This window comes from Streptomyces sp. NBC_01717, from assembly GCF_036248255.1.
Classification (GTDB): domain Bacteria; phylum Actinomycetota; class Actinomycetes; order Streptomycetales; family Streptomycetaceae; genus Streptomyces.
The window spans coordinates 5202320-5222021 of sequence record NZ_CP109178.1 but is presented as its reverse complement, the minus strand read 5'-3'; the positions used below and the strand labels follow the sequence as shown (position 1 = coordinate 5222021).

Genomic DNA, 19702 nt, shown 5'->3' with positions numbered 1-19702 from the left:
GTCAGTGGCTCAGCCGGGCGAACCGCCGCACCGCAAGCGGAAAGAAGACGGCGATCAGGGCCACCGGCCAGACCACCGCGAGCAGTCCGGCATGCTCCGCCGCCCAGGATCCCCCCGCCCCGCCCGGGTTGCCGAACAGGTCGCGCACCGCCGTGGCCGTCGCCGACATCGGGTTCCATTCGACGACCGCACCCAGCCAGCCCGGCATCGACTCCGGTGTGGCGAAGACGTTGGAGAGAAAGCCGACCGGCCAGACCAGGATCTGCACCGCCTGCACCATCTCCGGCTTCCCGGCCACCATCGCCAGCTGGATGCCGATCCACAGCATCGCGAACCGCAGCAGCAGAAGCAGCCCGACCGCCCCCAGCGCCGCGGCCACCCCGTCGTGCCGGCGCCAGCCGACCGCGTACCCGACCCCGATCATCACGGCGAGCGCGGCCACCGACTGGAGCATGTCCGCCACGCTCCGGCCGACCAGCACCGAACCGGACACCATCGGCATGGAACGGAACCGGTCGATGACTCCCTTGGTGAGGTCCTGGGTGACCGCGAGCATGGTCGACTCCAGACCGAACGCCATGGTCAGCGCGAGCATGCCTGGCACCAGGAACTCGGTGTTGTCGCCGTCGATGCCCTGCCCGCCGCCGACCAGGTAGTTGAACATCAGCAGCAGCATCACGGGGAAGACCAGGCCGACGACGATCTGCACCGGCTGCCGGGCCCAGTGCGCGAGTTCGCGCCGGGTCATCGTCCATGAATCGGCCACGGCCCAGCCGATCGTCGTCGCGCCCACCGCGCTCGTACCAGCCGTTCCGGTACCGACGACACTCATGCCGCCACCTCCGCGTCGTCCGCCTTCCTGTCGGTGAGGGACAGGAACACCTCGTCCAGGGTCGGGCGGCGCACCGCGATGTCCTCCGCCTCGATGCCTGCCTCCTCCAGGGCCCGTACGGTCCGGGTCAGCGTCGCCATCCGGTCCCCCGCGGGCGCCCCGATCAGCCGCCGGTCCGCATCCACGACCACTCCGCCGGTCAGCAGCCCCGCCGCGGCGCCCAGTTGTGCCGCGTCGCGGACGACGACATCGATCCGGTCCCCGCCCACCAGCGCCTTCAGCTCATCGGCCGTGCCCGCCGCGGCCACCCGCCCGGCGTCGATCACCGAGATCCGGTCCGCAAGCTGATCGGCCTCCTCCAGATACTGCGTGGTCAGCAGTACGGTCGTGCCGCCGCCGACCAGTGAACGCACCGCCGCCCACACCTCGGCCCGCCCGCGCGGGTCGAGTCCGGTCGTCGGCTCGTCCAGGAAGAGCACCTCGGGGTCGGTGATCAGTGAGGCGGCCAGATCGAGCCGCCGTCGCATACCGCCGCTGTACTCCCTGACCGCCTTGCGGCCGGTGTCCGCGAGCCCGAAGCGGGCCAGCAGCTCGTCGGCCCGTACGCCCGCACGGCGTGCGCCCAGGTGGTGCAGCCGGCCGAACATCTCCAGGTTCTGCCGGCCGCCGAGCTCCTCGTCGACCGCCGCGTTCTGCCCGAGCAGCCCGATCCGTCGCCGGACCTCGCCGGCCCGGCTCCGTACGTCGAACCCCGCCACCTCGGCCCGGCCCCCGTCGTGCCGCAGCAGCGTCGACAGGATGCGTACGGCCGTGGTCTTGCCGGCGCCGTTGGGGCCGAGCACGGCATGCACCGTGCCCCGGCCGACGCTGAGATCGAGGCCGTCCAGGGCGCGCTTGCCCCCGTACCTCTTGTGCACATCTTCGAGAACGATCGCGTCGGTCAAATCGCCACACCCTCTCGCCGTCGTCACGCACCTAGTCAAACTTGACTAGACGGAGAAGATAACTGCAGCTCTCTCATTCGTCAAACTTGATTAGTCGTTGTCCCCGGGATCCTGGACACCGGTCGCGTACGGGTTCTCCTCGCCCTCGGTGAGTACGCCGACGAACGGATCGCCCTCCCCCGAGAAGGTGTACGCGCCTCCCTCGATCCGCGCGATCAGCCCTCGCGTCCACTCGGCCCCGGCGTCCGCCGAGTGGACCCACATGTTCATGATCTCGCCGATGTGGCCCAGCGACTCGGGCCCGTCCTCCGGCGTGTAGTACTCGGTGACCGAGGCCCGCCAGGCCGCCAGCCCCGCCACCCGCTCCTTCAGCAGCGTGACCGCCTCCGACCGCTCCAGGTCGACGATGAAGCCGATGCCTGCCGACAGCACGTCCATCTTCTGGTCGTACGCGGTCAGCGCCGCACGCAGCAGCGCGAGGTACTCCTCCGTGCCCCGCTCGGTGATCTCGTACTCGGTGCGGGGCGGGCCGCCCGCAATGCTCGGAGCGGTCTCATGGGCGACCAGCAGCCCTTGCTTCGCCATCTGCTTCAGGGCGTGATAGATCGAGCCCGGCTTGGCGTTGGACCACTCGTGGGCGCCCCAGTACTCCAGGTCGTTGCGGACCTGATAGCCGTGCGCCCGGCCGTGCTGCCGCACGGCTCCGAGGACCAGCAGCCGGATCGCGGACATCCACTCACCCTTCCTATTCAACTTTGACTAGGGTAGCCCGCCTCCTGCGCGACCAGCTCGAACGCGGTACGGCCGTCCAGGGACTCCCGGATGATGTCGGCATGCCCGGCGTGCCGGGCGATCTCCTCGACGAGATGGACCAGCAGCCAGCGCATCGAGCACTTCTCGTCCGCCGGGAACCAGGGCGCCTCGGGCAGCGGGAACGTGTCGTTCATGCTCTCCACCGAGTGGATGAACTCCTCGGTCTCCGCCGCCACCTTCGCCCAGAACTCCAGCATCTGCGGGACGGTCTCGTCCCCGACCAGCCGGAAGCTGTCCGCCCACGTCTCCTCGGTGCGGGCCTTCTCATTGGGGCGCTGCTGGGCGAGACACAACCAGTTCAGCTCGGTCTCGGCGACATGCTTGAGCAGCCCGGAGAGGGAGAGTCCACTGGCGCTGGGCCGGCTCGCCGCCTGCTCCTCGGTCAGCCCGATCAGCGAGCGCCGGATCGCGCCGCGCTGTGCCTCGACGAAGGAGAGGAGCGCGCCGCGCTCGTCGCCGCGGGCCTCTGCGGGAACGTGAGTGACCATGGTGTCCGCCTTCCGGAACCGTTCGGGCTTGCGCCCGGTGCCTTCCTGACACCGACCAAGCTACGGACCCTTGCGGACAGCTTCGGTCCTCAACAGGCGGGCATCAGAGCGAGAATTCGGTCCGGCCGTGCTGGATCGAGATCCACTTCTGGGTGGTGAACGCCTCCACGGTGGCATCGCCGTTCAGCCGCCCGGTTCCGGAGAACTTCTCGCCACCGAAGGCCACCAGCGGGTCGTCCTGGATGGTGGAGTCGTTCACGTGGAACATCCCGGTGACGATGCGCTTCGCGAACCGCACCCCGCGTTCGGCGTCGGCCGTGTGCACGGCGCCGCTCAGCCCGTACGGGGAGTCGTTGGCGATCCGTACGGCGTCCTCCTCGCCGTCGAACGTCATCAGCAGCGCCACCGGGCCGAAGATCTCCTGGGCCAGCAGCGGGGAGTCGTCCGGCAGCCCGGCGAGGACGGTGGGCTCGACGAGGTTGCCGTGGGTACGGCCCCGCACGAGCGCCGTGGCGCCTTCCGCGATCGCCTGGTCGACCAGGGCGGTCAGCGCGTCGGCCTGGAAGGTGTTGATGACGGGGCCGATCTGGGTGGCCGGGTCCCGCGGGTCGCCGGTCCTGAGCGCGGCCACCTTGGCGATGAACTTCTCGGTGAACTCCGGCGCGACCGAGCGGTCCACCAGGATGCGGTTGGCGGCCATGCAGACCTGCCCCTGGTAGACGAAGCGGCTGAAGACCGCCGCGTCGACCGCGTAGTCGATGTCCGCGTCGTCCAGCACCACCAGAGCGCTGTTGCCGCTGAGTTCGAGGACGGCACGCTTGAAGAGTCCGCCGGCGGTCGCGCCGACATGACGGCCGACCCGGTCCGAGCCGGCGAAGGAGATCACCTTGGGTACGGGGTGCGCTATGAGCGCGTCGCCGATCTCGGCGATGTCGGTGACCAGGACGTTGAGCAGCCCGGCGGGCAGCCCGGCCTCCTCGAAGATCTTGGCGATCAGTCCGCCGCCGACCACCGGAGCGTTCTGGTTGGGCTTGATGACGACCGCGTTGCCCAGCGCCAGGGCCGGGGCGACCGACTTCATCGCCACCAGGAAGGGGAAGTTGAAGGGGCTGATCACCCCTATGACGCCGACCGGCAGGCGGTAGACGCGGTTCTCCTTGCCGGCCACCGGAGACGGCAGGATCCGGCCCTCGGGGCGCAGCGCCTGCTGGATCGCCTCGCGCAGGAAGTCCTTGGCGCAGCGGATCTCGTACTCCGCCTTGAGCCGGGTGCCGCCCAGCTCGTCGACGATCGCGCCGATGATGTCCTCGGTGAGTTCATCGGTGATGCGCAGGGCGCGTTCGAGGACGAGGCGGCGTTCGTACGGATTGGTGTCGGCCCAGATCCGCTGGGCGCGCTCGGCGGCGCGATAGGCCTCGTCGACCTCCTGTGCGGTGGCGACGGTGATCGCGGCGAGCTTTTCGCCGTTGTACGGATTGAAATCGATGATGTCCCAGGAGCCGGAACCGGTCCGCCACTCACCGTCGATGTACTGGTTGGCCAGCTCATTGAAGAAGGACATGCGATCCCTTACTGCAGGTGCAGACTCCTGTTGAGACGTCATCGTACTGATGTATCAGGTCAGTTGGAGGAGGCCGCGGAGCAGATCACGGCTCTCTTCGGGACCCGGACTGTCCTGATGGAGCCGCGCCATAGCTTTTTCGTACTGAGCGACTTCCTCGCGCTTGTCCAGATAGAGCGCACTTGTCAGCTGCTCCAAATAGACAATGTCCGACAGATCGGATTCCGGGAAACTCAGCATCGTAAAGGAGCCGCTCTCGCCCGCATGCCCGCCAAAACTGAAGGGCATCACCTGGAGCGTGATGTTCGGCTGCTCCGACATTTCGATCAGATGCCGCAATTGCGCCCGCATCACTTCGCGTTCGCCGTACGGGCGGCGCAGCGCGGCCTCGTCCAGTACGGCGTGGAAGCGCGGCGCCCGTTCGGAGACGAGGACCTTCTGCCGCTCCAGCCGGAGCGCGACCCGGCGGTCGATCTCGGCGGCGGGGCCGCCGCGCATGCCGCGGGAGACGACGGCATGGGCGTAGGCCTCGGTCTGCAACAGGCCGTGGACGAACTGGACTTCGTAGATCCGGATGAGCGAGGCCGCCCCCTCCAGACCGATGTAGGTCTGGAACCAGCCCGGCAGCACATCTCCGTAACTGTGCCACCAGCCCGCCACATTGGCCTCGCGCGCGAGGCCGAGCAGGGAGTCGCGCTCCGCCTCGTCCGTGACGCCGTAGAGCGTGAGCAGGTCCTCGACGTCCCTGGCCTTGAAGCTCACCCGTCCCAACTCCATGCGGCTGATCTTCGATTCGGAAGCCCGGATGGAGTAGCCGGCCGCCTCGCGGGTGATGCCGCGTGAGTCGCGCAGCCGCCTGAGCTGTGAGCCCAGCAGGATGCGCCGCACCACAGATCCACTCGACTCGCCTGCCGCCACTGGTCCAACCCTCCCCATCGCTTCCTGGGCATCGGGGCTCCCCCTGAACCCCAAGAGCCGGATTCTGCCATCAAAACGCTTCAGCCCGTACTCATTCGATTACGGAAATGAGAAGACTTCCAGAAAGCCATGAAACTGCCCGTAGGAAGAAATGAGCAAGAACCGGCACGGGATCGGACAGGTCAGGCGCGTGCACGTGCATCTGCCCTTGCATCTGCCCAGCGCATTCGGAACCATGGACCCCGCGCACCTGCGTGCTCGTTCGTGTTGTGCCGCTGTACCACCGCAGTACCGCTACAGCCGCGAATCCCGGGAGTGCTTCGCATGGGGACGAATGGATCGACGATGCTCGAGCCGTTACGGCAGGGGCTTCCCCCCATCGATCCCTCAGCCGTCTCCGGATCAGCCACCTGCACCCTTCCCGCCCGGTACGAAGCCGTGGGCGGGGCCAGGCAGTTCACCAGGGCGACGCTGAACCGGTGGGAACTGAGCGACCGCTTCGACGATGTCGCGCTCGTCGTCTCCGAACTCGTCACCAATGCCTTGCGGCACGCGCTGCCGGCGGACGCCCCGAGAGACCCCCAGGACCCGCCCGTACGGCTGCACTTGATGCGCTGGACCTCGCGACTGGTGTGCGCGGTGCGCGACCCCAGCGAGGAGAGCCCTGTCGCCGCCGAGGCCGCGGACTCCGCGGAGTCGGGCCGGGGACTGTTCCTGGTGGAGTCGTTCAGCGACAGCTGGGGCTGGCACCTGTCCCCCGCGCCGGGCGCGGAGAACCTGTCGGCGGGGGTGCCGGCACCGCGCGGCAAGGTGGTCTGGGCGCTGTTCCGGCTGTCCGGCGACGCATGACGCCTACGAGTCACGGGCTCGTGCGCGAGGCGCAGGACCGATCGCGCGGGTGCGACGGTCAGTGTCCCGCTATCAGGTGGTCGAACTCCCCGTCCTTCACGCCGAGCAGCAACGCCTCTATCTCGGCCGGCGTATAGACCAGGGCGGGCCCGTCGGGATGGCGTGAATTCCGCATCGCCACATCCCCGTCGGGCAGTTTTGCGAACTCCACGCAAGATCCTTGGGAGTTGCTGTGCCTGCTCTTCTGCCAGACGACTCCGCGAAGCTCTGTGGCCGCCATGCCGTTGTACACGTGGTGCACAGGACGCTCCCCGAGTTGCAAGGTGCAAGTGTCAACTGTCTCGGATCATAGCTGTGTTCATATGCCAATGCATGAGCAGATGCACGTGCACGCGGGGTGGTCCTTTGATTACAGCTTTACCTTCCCCCGCCTGCCCGCCCTCACAGGAGATAGACGAACGGATCGTCTATTTGGCTCCCGCGCAGCGCAGTTGCCCGAAAGTCGCCCCATGGGCTGCCCCGTGAGCCGCTCCCCGCTCCCTGGTAGTTTTGCGCGGTCTTTCGTCAACAAGGGGGAAATTCACGTGCAGAATCTTGTACGCACAGGCGCCGTCGTCGTCGCGGGTCTGGTCGCCGCAGTCACTCTGACCGGTTGCGGCAGTGACAGCGGGAAGAGCGATTCGGGCAAGGGCGCCACCGACGAGCAGTCGTCGACGACCGGTGGTGGCAGCGACTCCGGGGACAGTGGCGACAGCGGTTCCGCGGCCGATGCCTCGGCGCTGGAGGGCACCTGGGCCGGGATGACCGACGGCAAGGCCGTCGCCCTGTCCGTCGCATCCGGGAAGGCGGCGCTCGTCGCGGACGCCCATGTCTGCTCGGGCGAGGTGAAGGACATGGGCAAGGTGATGCTGGCGCTGAAGTGCACCGACGGCGACACCGACCGCACCATGGGATCCATCGAGTCCAACAACGGCAAGACGATCACCGTGTCGTGGGACGCCGGCGGCAAGGACACCCTGGCCAAGACCGATCCGGGTGCGCTGCCGTCGGGGCTGCCGGGCCTGCCCACCCCCTGAGTGCCCGTCACCGGGACAGGGCCGAGCCCCGAAGCAGGACTGCGTACGGGGCAGTGCCGGACGGTCCGTCGCTCAGTTCCGTCCGGCACTGCCGGCTCCGGCCGAGCCGGCCGTGGAGCCGTCCAGGCCCCGGGAGAACTCCTCCAGGGTTTCCAGCAGCAGACCGGCCCCGTTCCGCACGACCGGGTCGGCCGCCTGCCCGCGCAGGCGGTCCTCCTCGTCCCACTGTGCGAGCGCCTCACGGACCGCGCCCCAGCGCGGTACGCGGCGCTCCCGCACGTCCTTCGCGCCCCTCTCGGTGGCGCGGCGCAGCGCGTCGGCGAACTGCGCGGCGGCGGGTACGGGTGTGGCGCCGCCCTCCGGAAGGTGAGCCTCCATCAACATGGCGGCGCGACTGAACTGGGCGAGCACGTGCTGGGTGGCATCGGCGGCGGCGCGGGACAGACCACGGTTGCGCACCGGTTCGTGCTGGGCGGTCGCGACCGCCTCCTGCCAGGCGATGCGGGCCATGCGGGTGGCGAGGAGCGCGGCCCGGACGTCGTCGCGGCCCCGTTCCACCGGGTCCGCGTACTGGTCGACGACGGAGGCGGCGTACCGCCCGTCGCAGGCCAGCCAGTCGCCCAGCCGGTTGCGGAGCCGTGGGGTCTCCCAGGCCGGGTAGACGGCGTACGAGGCCATCGCGAGCAGCCCGCCGACGAGGGTGAGGACGACGCGTTCGAGTACGGTCTGCGACCAGTCGTCGCCGGCCATGCCGAGCAGGAAGACGACGTACGCGGAGATGCAGGCCTGGGCGACCGCGTAGCCGGTGCGCATCAGCAGGTACATCAGCAGGGCGCAGACGACGGCGAGGACGGCGGAGAGACCCACGCCGGGATGGGCGGCCTGGACGATGACCGTGGCGAGGAAGACCCCGACGACGGTGCCGCCGAACCGGGCCACGGAACGTGCGTACGTCTGGGAGAACTCGGGCCGCATCACCATGACGGCGGCCATCGGCGCCCAGTAGCCGTGCCCGAACGGCAGCGCGACGCCGAGGAGATAGCCGACGGCGACGACGACGGCGACCCGGACGGCGTGCCGGAGGATCGGCGAGCCGGGGCGGATCTCGGCACGCATCGACCCCAGGACGACGGGGACCAGTCGCAGCAGGGTGGGTCGGCGGCGGTGCGGGGCGATCACACCGGCGGTCTCGGCGGCCTCGGCCTGCTCCTCCTTCGTGCCCTCGCCCTCGGCGGTCTCGATGACATCGGCGAGCAGCACGCCGAGACGGTCGGCGGCCCGGCGGGCCGGGCCGCCCAGAAGCTCGCTCGTGTCAGGGGTCTTCAGGGTCGCGACGGCGGGGGCGGCGAGCCGCACCGGGTCGCCGTGGCGGATCGCGCGGGCCGCCGCGTCCAGTACGGATCCGGCGGCGGCCAGGAGTTCGCGTACCCGGTCCCGTTCGGGACCTTCGTCCGGGACGCCCATCCCCGGGTCGGCGAGTGAGGCGAGCACCGGTCTGATCCGTTCGGCCACGCCGCGGGAGCCGCGCAGTTCGGCCGGGCGGCGACGGGCCTGGCGCGGGGTGACGGCGGCGGCGCTGCGGGCCGTCATCAACGGGACCGGGTCGAACTCGGCCACCGGGTCGTGGCGCAGCCTGCGGGCGTAGTCGGCCTCGGCCGCCAGCGCGTCGGCGAGGGCGTCGCGCTGGGCGCCCCATCTGCGTACCGGGAAGAGGACGATCAGCGTCGCCTGGACCACACCGCCGAACGCGATCACCGTGCCGTGCAGGGCGGCCTCGGCGACGGAGGTGGGGAGGGTGATAGTGACCAGCATGATCGCGACGTTGGACGACGCGATGATGCCGGCCGTCGGCCCCGCCGCCCAGGCCAGCCCGGCCACGAACGTCCAGAGCACCAGCAGGGCCATGAACAGCAGGACATGGGAACCGGTGAGATAACCGAGGAACGTCGATACGGCGAGACTCACGCCGGAGACCAGGGCGAGGACCGGCCTGGGGCGCCAGCTGCGCTGGAACGTGGCGATGGCCGCCTGGAACGCGCCGAACGCGGAACTGGCGGCGACCACCGGCCCGAAGAAGGCGAGGCCGACCCCGATGACCAGGGCGAGCCCGGCCGCGCCGCGGATCGCGATGAGCGGTTCGAGGCGCCGCCGCTCGATCTTCAACCCCGAGCGGGCGGTCTCCTTCAGCGCCCGGAGCCAGCTCATGCCCCGAGCCTAGCCGGAATGCCCATCATCGGAACTTTTCGGTCATCTGCCCTTCCGGACGTCACCCAGGGGCAGGTGCGCCGCCCCCGGTCACGGACGGGGCACCCGGCTACGACGTGTCACGTTCGCGCGTTTCCGCTACCGGGACCGTCGATGCCCGGCCTCCGCTCGCCCATCCGGGCCCGGTCGGCGGCAGCCGTACCGTGCGCCCAGCCCTCGCCGTCCGACACTCCGCGCACCCGGGTGCTCGTCGTCTCCGGGAACATCCGGTCCGCGGCGTCCGTGACCGCCACGTCCCGCGCCGCGAGGACCGGGAGCAGATCGCCGGCGGCAGCCCCCTCCTCCGAGACCGAGGCCGCGGTCACCCGGGCGGTGTCGGCCGCGAGCCGAGCGCCCAGCCGCTGGACGTACGCCATCAAGAAGGACTGACGGAACGTCTTGGTCCGCTTGCGTCCGCCGGCCCGCTGTCCCGCCTCGGCCTTCGCCATCGCCGCCGTGCCCTGGACCAACAGGGAGGTGTGGAGCAGTTCCACGGCCTCCAGGTCCGGTTCGAAGCCGACGACCGTCGAGAAGCCGAGGTCGCTGTTCCACACCGCGCGGCAGCGGTTGGCCGAGGCGACGGCGTCGAGCAGGATCGCCTTCGCCGTCTCGTACGGGGCATCGACCCCGATCCGGCAGGCGCCCGGCGCCTCCTTGCTGTGCGTACGGGCGGCGAGAAGGGCCTCGTCGATGGAGTGCCGAGCCATCAGCTCCTGCGCCTTGGTGGTCAGGGCCTCCGCCTCCTCCGGGAACCCGGTCGCCTCCGCCTTCGCGAGCAGGGCGCGGATCCGGGTCAGCATGCGGGGTTCGTCGTGCGCAGGCGGCAGACGGAGCCGCAGGCCGGGGGCGCCGGGCGGCGGGCCGACCGGCTCGATCGCGGGGAGCCGGAGCAGCAGCCGGTAGAGACCGAGCAGGGCGGAGGCGTACGTGAACCGGTCGGGCCGGTTCCGGGGCGGCGGCGCGGGAAGCTCGGCGAGCTGCGACCGCCAGCGGGACGGCAGCTGCTCGTACCGTCCGGTCTCCGTGGTGATCAGGTCGGCGGCGAGCCCGGCCCGCGTCTCGTCGAGTTCGCGGCGGACGATCCGCACGACGTCGGCGGGCTGCCAGCCTCGCTCCCAGGCGCGCCGGACGAACTCCTCGCCGCGCCGGAACAGTTCCGCATCCGCCGTCGGGTCGGCGGCGAGAAGGGAGGCACCGGTGTCGAGGCCGGCGTCGCCGTCCGAGTAGAGCGCTGCCGCGAATGCCTGGTCGATCACCGGTTCCATGAGGTCAGGGTAGGCAGGGCCGGGCTCCGGGGTATGCCTGGCCCTACCCCGGAGACGGGTTCTGGTGGTCGTGTCCGGCGAGCCCTGACACGGTTCGATCGAAATCATGACTTCCGCCCCTGCGACCGACTCCACCGATGCCGCCGACGCCGTGCGGCTCCGCTCCGTGCGACGCGTCCACGGAGACGTCGACGCCCTCCGTGGCGTCGACCTCGCCGTCCGCCCCGGCACCTTCACCGCCGTCATGGGACCGTCCGGCTCCGGCAAATCGACGCTCCTGCACTGCGCGGCCGGACTCGACCGGCCGACGTCCGGGACCGTCGAGGTGGGCGGTACGGAGCTGACCGGTCTGAGTGAGCGACGGCTGACCCTGCTGCGCCGGGACCGGATCGGCTTCGTCTTCCAGTCGTTCAACCTGGTCCCTTCGCTGACGGCCGCCCAGAACGTCGCGCTGCCCCTGCGGCTGGCCGGCCGCCGCCCGTCCCGTACCGACGTACGCGCCTCGCTCGCCCGGGTCGGTCTCGCCGACCGGGCGAACCACCGGCCCACCGAACTCTCCGGCGGCCAGCAGCAACGGGTGGCGCTGGCACGGGCGCTGATCACCCGGCCCGCGGTGCTCTTCGGCGACGAACCCACCGGCGCGCTGGACACCGCGACCAGCCGGCAGGTGCTGGTGATGCTGCGCGAACTGGTGGACCGGGAGCGGCAGACGATCGTGATGGTCACGCACGATCCGGTGGCGGCGGCCCATGCGGACCGGGTGGTCTTCCTGGTCGACGGGCAAGTGGCGGACGACCTGACCGGCCTCACCGCGGAACGGATCGCGGCCTGGACGGCCGCAGGACGAACAGGCACCCGGCAGAACGTCTCCGGCCGGACGGCTCCCCTCCTTCCCGCTCACACGGAGGCGGCGTCGTGCTGACCGTCGCCCTGGCCGCGCTGCGGACCCGTTGGACCACCCTCATCGGCACCTTCGTCGCCCTCGCGCTCGGCGTCGGGCTGATCGCGACCATGGGGCTGGGACTGGCCTCGACGTTCGACGCCCCCGACCGTGAGCCGCAACGGTTCGCCGCCTCCCCGGCGGTGGTGATGGGCAAGGACACGCTGACCGTGCCCGTGCGGCGTGGGGCGTCCACCGCGCAGGTCACGCAGCGACTGGCTCATCCACACCCTGTGGACAGCGAACTCCTGAGCGACCTTCGGGCGCTCGGCCCGGTGGCCCCGGCCGGACGACAGGCGACCGGCAGCGGCGGCCCGGACGCCGTCGGCGTGGACGCCCCCGTCGCCGACGTACGCCGCGTCGTCGGCGACCGCGCCCAGGTCCTCACCGGCGACGACCGCCGCCGCGCCGACCCGTCCACGGAACAGGACGCCGAGGCGCTGCTGACCGTGAACGCGCTGCTCGGCACGGCGGCCGGTATCACCGCATTCGTCTCGGTCTTCGTCGTCTCATCGACGTTCGCGTTCGCGGTGGCACTGCGTCGCCGCGAATTCGGTCTGCTGCGCACGGCGGGCGCCACCCCCGGCCAACTACGGCGGCTGCTGCTGACGGAAGCGGCCGTGGTCGGCACGCTCGCCTCGGCGGCCGGGTGCGCGCTGGGCCACTGGGGCGCACCGCACCTCGCGCAACTGCTGGTCGACGGCGAGGCGGCGCCCTCCTGGTTCACCATCCGCCCCGTGGCCTGGCCGCTGCACGCGGCCTTCTGGACCGGCCCGGCCGTGGCACTGGCGGGCGTATGGGCGGCGTCGCGGCGAGCGGGCAGGACCGGCCCGGCCGAGGCGTTGCGCGAGGCCGACGTCGATACGGGCGTCCTGCCGCCCGTGCGCCGGCTGCTGGGTTTCGCACTGCTCGCCGGCGCCGTGTTCCTGATGACGAAGTCGCTGGTCACGGATGCGTCCGGGCTGCTGAAGCGGAAGACCTACACCACCCAGCCGATGGTCCTGATCACGGCCGCGGCCCTGCTCGCGCCGCTGCTCGTACGCCCGTCGACCAGGCTGCTCCGTCTTCCCGGGGCGACAGGGATGCTCGTACGGGCGAATACGGCCGCGTCCCTGCGCCGCACCGCCGCGGTGGCCGCTCCCGTCCTGATCACGGTGGCACTGGCCGGTTCGGTGCTGGGCTCCGCGATGACGGTGTCGCAGGCGAGGGCCGCCGAGGCGCGCGAACACACCCGGGCCGATCTGGTCGTGACAGGCGAGGACCTGAAGGGCTTGGAGGCGCGGCCGGTTCCCGGGGCGGTGTTGTCCGCGTCGGCGTCGACCGCGGTCTTCGTACGGGAGGAAGGCACCGCCCTCATCAGATCGCAGGCACGGGCGGTCGACGACGCGAAGACCCTGGCGGCCGTCGAGCGGCTGCCGGTGGTGGCGGGCGACCTGCGCGATCTCGACGACCGCTCGATCGTCGTGAACGAGGAGTGGGAGCGGCACACGGTCGGTGCGACGGTACGGGTGTGGCTCGGCGACGGGCGGCCGGTGTCACTGCGGATCGCGGCGGTGCTGGCCATCGGGACGGGGAACAACGGGGCGTACGTCACGGCGGCGAACGCGCCGACGGCTCCGGTGGACCGGATCGACGTACGCCTCGCCCCCGGCGCGGACAGGGCGGCGGTCACGGCCGCCCTGCGCGACACCGGGGGGACGGTGCGGTCGACGGATCGGTGGCTGGCCGCGACTCATCCGCGCACGAGCCCGCAGACGCGGCTCGGCCTGATCGTGGTGCTGGGCATCGCCCTCGTGTACACGGCGCTCGCGCTCGCCAACACCCTGCTGATGGCCGGGTCCGTACGGTCCACGGAGCTGAACGCACTGCGACTGGCCGGGGCCACCCGGTCGCAGGTGCTCGGGGTCGTCGCCGGGGAGACGCTGTTCGCCGTGGGGCTCGGCTCGGTGCTCGGTATGGCCGTGACCGCGGTGAATCTGGCCGGACTCGGCGCCGCGCTGGCCACGCTGTCCGCGCCGGTCACGGTGGCGGTCCAGTGGCCGGTGGTGGGGGGTACGGCCGGGGCGTGTGCAGTGGTCGCGGTGGCGGCGGCCATGGCGCCGAAGGCCGTTCGACACGGGTGAATCGCCGCCCCCACCCCCAGCCCGTCAGGCGATCGAGGGCTGGGGGTCCGGCCGGGGGGGGGGCGGAGTCCCGGTTTCGGGACGAGGCGGGGTGGGGCCGTGCGGGGGCCGCCGCGCGGCGGCCCCCCACTGTCAGTCCCACCTGCCAAACTCAAACGCATGACCGAGCGCTGGGCTCTGACCACCACAGAGACCGGCGGAGCCCACCTCGCCCCGCTGGCCCCCACCGGTCTGCCCGCGGCCCCGTTCCACACCGAGCCCGACCTGGTGGAAGCCGTCCGTTCCCGCCCGGACGTCACCCGCTGGGTGTGGCGGTCGACCGCCGAGATCTACCCACGCCTGCTCGCAGCGGGCGTACGGGTCAGCCGCTGCTACGACATCGAAGTCGCCGAGTCACTCCTCCTCGCGCACGAGGGCCGACTGGGCGAGCCCCGCTCCGCCGCGGCCGCCTACGCCCGCCTCCGTAACGCCCCCGTGCCTCCGGATCCCCCGTCCCGCTCCGCCGAACCCGGCTCGCAGTCCTCCCTCTTCGAGCCGCCGTCCGGCACGGACATCCCGTTCGAGGCGCTCCTCCAGGTCTACGCGGAACAGCTGCGCCGCCACGACGCCACCGCGCACCCCGGCAGGATGCGCCTGCTGACGGCCGCCGAGTCGGCCGGCATGCTGGTCGCCGCGGAGATGCACCGGGCCGGCCTGCCCTGGCGGGCCGACGTCCACCGGGAAGTGCTGCACGACCTGCTGGGCGAGCGCTACGCCGGCGGCGGCGAACCCCGCAGACTGGCCGAGCTGGCCGACGAGGTGTCAGCGGCGTTCGGCCGTCGTGTCCGCCCGGACCTCCCCGCCGATGTGGTGAAGGCGTTCGCGCAGGCCGGCATCAAGGTGAAGTCGACCCGCCGCTGGGAGCTGGAGGAGCTGGACCATCCGGCGGTGGAGCCACTGATCCAGTACAAGAAGCTGTACCGGATCTGGACGGCGCACGGCTGGAGCTGGCTCCAGGACTGGGTGCGGGACGGCCGGTTCCGCCCCGAGTACCAGCCGGGCGGAACGGTCAGTGGCCGCTGGACGACCAACGGCGGCGGGGCGCTGCAGATCCCCAAGGTGATCCGGCAGGCGGTCGTCGCCGACGACGGCTGGCGGCTGGTCGTCGCGGACGCCGATCAGATGGAGCCGAGGGTCCTGGCCGCGATCTCCCGCGACCGCGGCCTGATGGAGGTGGCGGGCCACGACGGCGACCTCTATACGGCACTGTCGGACCGCGCGTTCCACGGCGACCGCGACCATGCCAAGATCGCGCTGCTGGGCGCGATCTACGGCCAGACGTCGGGCGACGGGCTGAAGAATCTGGCGGCGCTGCGGCGACGGTTCCCGCTGGCCGTGGCGTATGTCGACGACGCGGCGAAGGAGGGCGAGGAGGGCCGTCTCGTACGGACATGGCTGGGCAGGACCAGCCCGCCGGCCGCCGGGAGCGGGGACGACGACGAAGCGGGTATCCCGCAGGAGAGCGACGAGCAGCCGCCCGGCGACGGCGACTTCACACCGGGCTACGCCTCGTCGAACGCCCGCGCGCGAGGCCGCTTCACCCGTAACTTCGTGGTGCAGGGCAGTGCCGCGGACTGGGCACTGCTGTTCCTGGCCGCGCTGCGCCAGTCCCTGACAACCGCCGGTCTCCGGGCCGAGCTGGTCTTCTTCCAGCACGACGAGGTGATGGTGCACTGCCCCCAGGAGGAGGCGGATGCGGTGGCGGAGGCGATCCGGGCAGCAGGGGAACGGGCCGGGCGGACCGCCTTCGGCGAGACGCCGGTGCGTTTCCCTTTCACGACGGCGATCGTGGAACGCTACTCCGACGCCAAGTAGGGCCGATCAGGAGAGGTCACTCCCCGCCACTTCCGTCACTCCCCGGAACCGGAATCGGAACCACCGGGCCGATCGACCGCCCGGGGCTCACTCTTCCGCAAGGACTGCGTCGGCTGCACGGTCTCCACCGGCGGAACGACACGCCCAGTACCCGCGCCGGGCCCCCCGAACCCGCCGAACCCGGCCAGGCCGTGGTCGTAATGCACCGCTCGCAGATGCTGATGCCGGTGCCGCGCATTGAGCAGATGAATCAGGAACGCGGTCAGCGCGATCATCGCCACGACGACCGCCGCCATGATCAAGATGTCCATAAGAGACGGCCCCCTTCGAACGCGCAGGCCGAAAGAACAAGAATCGCCGGGAACGACGCAGACCGACGAACCGGCGTACGGAACGTTCTCGACATTTCCAGACTACTCCATACAAAACGGCCTGAACCGGGAACGCTTTCGTCCCGGCGCCGTGGGCTATGGAGGACGAGGGAAGGCCTGTTCATGGGCCACTCCGATATGTGTGGGAGATCTCCCCGGCCGAGGACCGCACCAGTAGGTTCCCCTCATGCGAATAGGCCAACTGCTGGGCACGGGACGATCTGCCGACGTGTACGCGATCGACGAGGCCTGGGTCCTGCGCCGGTACCGCGACAGCAGTGATGCCACACCGGAACTCGCCGTCATGTCCTACCTCTCGGCGTGCGGTTATCCCGTCCCCCGCCTCGGCCCGAGCCCGGCCACTGCCACCTCCTCCGACCTGGTCCTGCAACGCCTGACCGGCCCGACGATGCTGGAGTCGCTGCTCTCCGGTGCGCTCACCGAGGACGAGGGCGGCGCCATGCTCGCCGGCCTCCTCACCGACCTGCACACGATCCCGGCCAGGGTCTCCCAGGACCCGGAGGACCGGATGCTCCACCTCGACCTGCACCCGGACAATGTGATGCTGACGCCGGACGGTCCGGTGGTGATCGACTGGCGGACCACCGCGGAAGGTCCGCCGGCCCTGGACCGGGCCATGTCGTCGCTGATCCTGGCCCAGGTGGCGGTGGATCCCGCATCGCCGTCGGCAGCGGGCGCCCGCTCTCTGCTCAAGGCCCTGCTCCCGCACCTAGCCGACCGGGGACGCCTCCCCGCCCCCCACCTCGCCCGGGCCAAGCGGCGCCGCGCGATGGACCCGCACCTGAGCCCGGACGAACTGGCCCTCATCGACGAAGCCGCGGACCTGATCGGCGAACTGGCCGGGTGACCCCCTCGACACCCGAGCGGGGCCCCTGCCGTCCGCACGGAGATCATCGCGATCCCGGCGGCCGACCCCCGGGAAAAGAAAAAGCCCCAGATCACGACGAGTGAGTTCTGGGGTTACTTGAGCTCTGGCGCTACTACGGAGCCGGACAGACGGTGGCTCCCGGTGCCCCATATCGGTCCGTAAGCGTCGGTCGTCGCTGACGACTCCGATGCCGATACGTTGCTCTCCCGGGAGCCTAGCCAGTTGCCGAGATGGGTGTCACTCGGGTCGATGAACGTCTTCATCGGCGGTGCGGCTCTCACCGGTTGCCTGGTGTATTAGCTAGCTTCCTCCTTATTTGTCCGTAGTCAAGAGAAGAAGCGCGTAAAAAAAATCAGCTTCTGTCGTCCCCTTGCGGCGGCCGCTGGCGACATCGTCGGGATTGGACGCACAAACCAGGGTTGGAGGCGTGCCGCCGGGATCTGCGGCCTGGCCGCCCGGCTTTCAGCGGTCGCAGGTGACGTGGAGGCGGGCCCAGGCGTTGTTGGCGTAGCCCTTGGGGTTCCAGACCGTCGCCGGGGACTCGGGCTGGACGGCTGCGGCGGAGTCCCAGGCGCGGGCGAGGAGTTCCGTCTCGCCTGCCGGGAGGGTGAGCGAGGCGCGCCAGTGCTGCCACGTCCATGGGTTGTCCGGTGCGTTCAGATCGGCGTGGACCCACGTGGTGCCGCCGTCGGCGGACACGTCCACGCGTGTCACCGTGCGGTCGTCGCCGGCGAAGGCCACGCCGGTGACCTCGGTAGGCCCGGACGGCAGCCGGGCGCCCTCGCCGGGCCGCAGGATGGCGCTGTGAATGACGACCGGCCCGAGCGTGATGCCGTCGCCCGGTCCTGCCTTGCGGGGGTCGGCCTCGGGAGGCAGGAGGCTGTATTCCCACTGGAAGTAGTTGTCGGACGGTTCGGTCTGTGCGGTGACGCGCTGGAGCCATTTGACGCTTCGGGCGCCGATGTAGCCCGGGACGACGGCGCGCAGCGGGGCGCCGTGCGCGACGGGAAGAGCCTGATCGTTCATCGCCCAGGCCAGGAGCACCTCGCTGGAGGTGGCCTTCGCCGCCGGTATGGAGGCGCCGAAGGGCTGTGGCGGGTCGGCGTCCTGCGACAGGTCGGCGCCGGTGAAGGCGATGTGGGCCGCTTCTGCCTGCAGCCCTGCCTCGGTCAGTACATCCGCCAGGCTCACACCGGTCCACCATGCCGTGGAGATGGCGCCGGGGCCCCAGGGGACCTGGCCGGGTATGTCGCGGAACTCCACGAGGTCGGCGCGGCGGTTGCCCGCGCACTGCAAAGTGGCGAGCATTTTCCGTTCGGGGAAGCGACGCCGCAGTTCGTCCATCGACAATTCCAGCGGGCGGTCGACCATGCCGTCCACCCGCAGCCGCCAGCTCGCCCCGTCCACGCGGGGGATCGGGGCATGGTTGCGGCTGTAGAAAGTGTCCAGAGGGGTGACCGGGTCCACGAGCGCGCCAGGAGGTGGTTCAGCGTTGTAGGGCTCGGCCTGGTGCACGATCATGTCGTCCCGCTTGCCCCATATGCCCATATCGCCACTATGCTCGAAGCCCTCCCATGCGGCACTTTGTGTCCACACCGGAGACCGCGCCGGGGCGCCTGCGGTCGCCACTGCGCGGAGCGCGCCGCGCGCCCCCTCCCACGCCAGGAGACCTTCGGGTACGTGGCGCGCTGCTGTGATCAGGCGTTGTAGCCGCCGTGGGCGTCCAGCACCGCGCCGGTGACGTACGACGCGGAGGGGCCGGCCAGGAAGCCGATCGCCGCCGCGATCTCGTCGGGGTGTCCCATGCGCTGCAGCGACAGCGAGCCGACCAGCGCCTTGAGGGCCTCGGGGTCCGGCGGCTCCATGCCGCTCTCCATCAGCCCGGCCTCCACGACGTTGGCGGTGATGCCGCGGCGACCGAGGTCACGGGCGACGCCCATGGTGTACCTCTCGATCCCAGACTTGGTGGCCGAGTAGTCGGCGAGGCCGGGGAGACCGACGCGGGTCCCGAGTCCCGAGCTCACCGTGACGATGCGGCCGCCCTCGCGCAGTACCCGGGAGGCGGCCCGGATGACGGCGATGACGCCCAGGTAGTTGGTGGCGTGCATCCGGTCCAGCGCGGCGGTGTCGACGTCCGGGTCGTCCACGGTGCGGCCCTGTTCGGGAGAGATCGCCGCGTTGTTGACGAGGATGTCCAGGCCGCCGAAGTGCGCGACCACCTCGTCGATCAGGGCCGGCGCCCCGCCCATGTCGGCCTGGTCGGACTTCACGGCGAGCGCCTTGGCCCCCTTGGCCTGTACCTCGTCGACGACCGCGCGCGCCCGTTGCTCGGAGCTGACGTAGGTGAACGCGACGTCTGCGCCCTGCTCGGCCAGTAGGCGCACGGTCGCGGCCCCGAGTCCGCGGGACCCCCCGGTGACCAGGGCGACCTTGCCCGTGAGCGGCTTGTTCATTTTTCCCACCTCGCTGATTGACCCTTGATTCAGTCGAAACAGTAGTTGTTACGACAGTCGATTGCAACATTTCTTGTTACGA

Annotated in this window: 18 protein-coding genes; 6 read left to right on the top strand and 12 right to left on the bottom strand. The window is 70.7% G+C overall.

From position 1 onward, the window contains the following. Position 1 precedes the first annotated feature (1 nt). The 6 genes from OHB49_RS23660 to OHB49_RS23635 form a co-directional block, all read right to left on the bottom strand. Positions 2–832, bottom strand: coding sequence for an ABC transporter permease (locus OHB49_RS23660; RefSeq protein ID WP_329162803.1), 831 nt, complete (start codon positions 830–832; stop codon positions 2–4). Further along, positions 829–1776, bottom strand: coding sequence for an ATP-binding cassette domain-containing protein (locus OHB49_RS23655; protein WP_329162801.1), 948 nt, complete (start codon positions 1774–1776; stop codon positions 829–831). Before OHB49_RS23655 ends, OHB49_RS23660 begins: the two co-directional genes overlap by 4 nt. Before the next feature lie 90 nt (positions 1777–1866). Further along, complete coding sequence (locus tag OHB49_RS23650; RefSeq protein ID WP_329162799.1) at positions 1867–2508, bottom strand: PadR family transcriptional regulator; 642 nt, start codon at positions 2506–2508, stop codon at positions 1867–1869. A gap of 17 nt (positions 2509–2525) precedes the next feature. Next, positions 2526–3077: a DinB family protein gene (locus OHB49_RS23645; RefSeq protein ID WP_329162797.1), complete on the bottom strand. Its 552-nt coding sequence runs from the start codon at positions 3075–3077 to the stop codon at positions 2526–2528. Positions 3078–3180: 103 nt separating this feature from the next. Beyond that, complete coding sequence (locus tag OHB49_RS23640) at positions 3181–4638, bottom strand: aldehyde dehydrogenase family protein (protein ID WP_329162795.1); 1458 nt, start codon at positions 4636–4638, stop codon at positions 3181–3183. 54 nt (positions 4639–4692) lie between these two features. Next, on the bottom strand, positions 4693–5574 hold the full coding sequence (locus OHB49_RS23635) for a helix-turn-helix domain-containing protein (RefSeq protein ID WP_329162792.1): 882 nt from the start codon (positions 5572–5574) through the stop codon (positions 4693–4695). A gap of 306 nt (positions 5575–5880) precedes the next feature. On the opposite strand from OHB49_RS23635, the gene OHB49_RS23630 reads away from it, so the two are divergent. Continuing rightward, on the top strand, positions 5881–6405 hold the full coding sequence (locus OHB49_RS23630) for an ATP-binding protein (RefSeq protein ID WP_329162789.1): 525 nt from the start codon (positions 5881–5883) through the stop codon (positions 6403–6405). Between the two features lie 58 nt (positions 6406–6463). Here the strand turns inward: OHB49_RS23630 and OHB49_RS23625 are convergent, their stop codons facing one another. Beyond that, on the bottom strand, positions 6464–6706 hold the full coding sequence (locus OHB49_RS23625; RefSeq protein ID WP_030925212.1) for a DUF397 domain-containing protein: 243 nt from the start codon (positions 6704–6706) through the stop codon (positions 6464–6466). A gap of 283 nt (positions 6707–6989) precedes the next feature. On the opposite strand from OHB49_RS23625, the gene OHB49_RS23620 reads away from it, so the two are divergent. Continuing rightward, positions 6990–7481 carry a hypothetical protein gene (locus OHB49_RS23620; RefSeq protein ID WP_329162787.1) on the top strand — a complete coding sequence of 164 codons (492 nt, stop codon included), beginning with the start codon at positions 6990–6992 and terminating at the stop codon, positions 7479–7481. Positions 7482–7553: 72 nt separating this feature from the next. On the opposite strand, the gene OHB49_RS23615 is transcribed toward OHB49_RS23620, so the two are convergent. Together OHB49_RS23615 and OHB49_RS23610 are read right to left on the bottom strand one after the other, a co-directional pair. After that, positions 7554–9686 carry an FUSC family protein gene (locus tag OHB49_RS23615; protein WP_329162785.1) on the bottom strand — a complete coding sequence of 711 codons (2133 nt, stop codon included), beginning with the start codon at positions 9684–9686 and terminating at the stop codon, positions 7554–7556. Between the two features lie 119 nt (positions 9687–9805). Further along, positions 9806–10990 (bottom strand): DUF2786 domain-containing protein, encoded by a 1185-nt coding sequence (locus tag OHB49_RS23610; protein WP_329162782.1) that lies wholly within the window; start codon positions 10988–10990, stop codon positions 9806–9808. Between the two features lie 106 nt (positions 10991–11096). Between OHB49_RS23610 and OHB49_RS23605 the strand changes: the two genes are divergently transcribed. The 3 genes from OHB49_RS23605 (at position 11097) to OHB49_RS23595 (ending at position 15907) form a co-directional block, all read left to right on the top strand. Further along, the gene (locus OHB49_RS23605; protein ID WP_329162780.1) at positions 11097–11912 is read left to right on the top strand and encodes an ABC transporter ATP-binding protein; all 816 of its coding nucleotides are present in this window, start codon (positions 11097–11099) and stop codon (positions 11910–11912) included. After that, positions 11906–14053, top strand: a complete 2148-nt coding sequence (locus OHB49_RS23600) for an ABC transporter permease (protein ID WP_329162778.1) — start codon at positions 11906–11908, stop codon at positions 14051–14053. The genes OHB49_RS23605 and OHB49_RS23600 overlap by 7 nt, the downstream gene beginning before the upstream one ends. Before the next feature lie 159 nt (positions 14054–14212). Next, positions 14213–15907: a bifunctional 3'-5' exonuclease/DNA polymerase gene (locus tag OHB49_RS23595; protein WP_329162776.1), complete on the top strand. Its 1695-nt coding sequence runs from the start codon at positions 14213–14215 to the stop codon at positions 15905–15907. Between the two features lie 35 nt (positions 15908–15942). Here the strand turns inward: OHB49_RS23595 and OHB49_RS23590 are convergent, their stop codons facing one another. Continuing rightward, positions 15943–16203: a hypothetical protein gene (locus OHB49_RS23590; protein WP_329162774.1), complete on the bottom strand. Its 261-nt coding sequence runs from the start codon at positions 16201–16203 to the stop codon at positions 15943–15945. Positions 16204–16465: 262 nt separating this feature from the next. On the opposite strand from OHB49_RS23590, the gene OHB49_RS23585 reads away from it, so the two are divergent. Continuing rightward, positions 16466–17146: a phosphotransferase gene (locus OHB49_RS23585; RefSeq protein WP_329162772.1), complete on the top strand. Its 681-nt coding sequence runs from the start codon at positions 16466–16468 to the stop codon at positions 17144–17146. Positions 17147–17629: 483 nt separating this feature from the next. Here OHB49_RS23585 and OHB49_RS23580 read toward each other — a convergent pair whose 3' ends face one another. Next, complete coding sequence (locus OHB49_RS23580) at positions 17630–18715, bottom strand: sulfite oxidase (RefSeq protein ID WP_329162771.1); 1086 nt, start codon at positions 18713–18715, stop codon at positions 17630–17632. Positions 18716–18864: 149 nt separating this feature from the next. Then, positions 18865–19620: an SDR family NAD(P)-dependent oxidoreductase gene (locus OHB49_RS23575; protein WP_329162769.1), complete on the bottom strand. Its 756-nt coding sequence runs from the start codon at positions 19618–19620 to the stop codon at positions 18865–18867. Positions 19621–19702 lie beyond the last annotated feature (82 nt).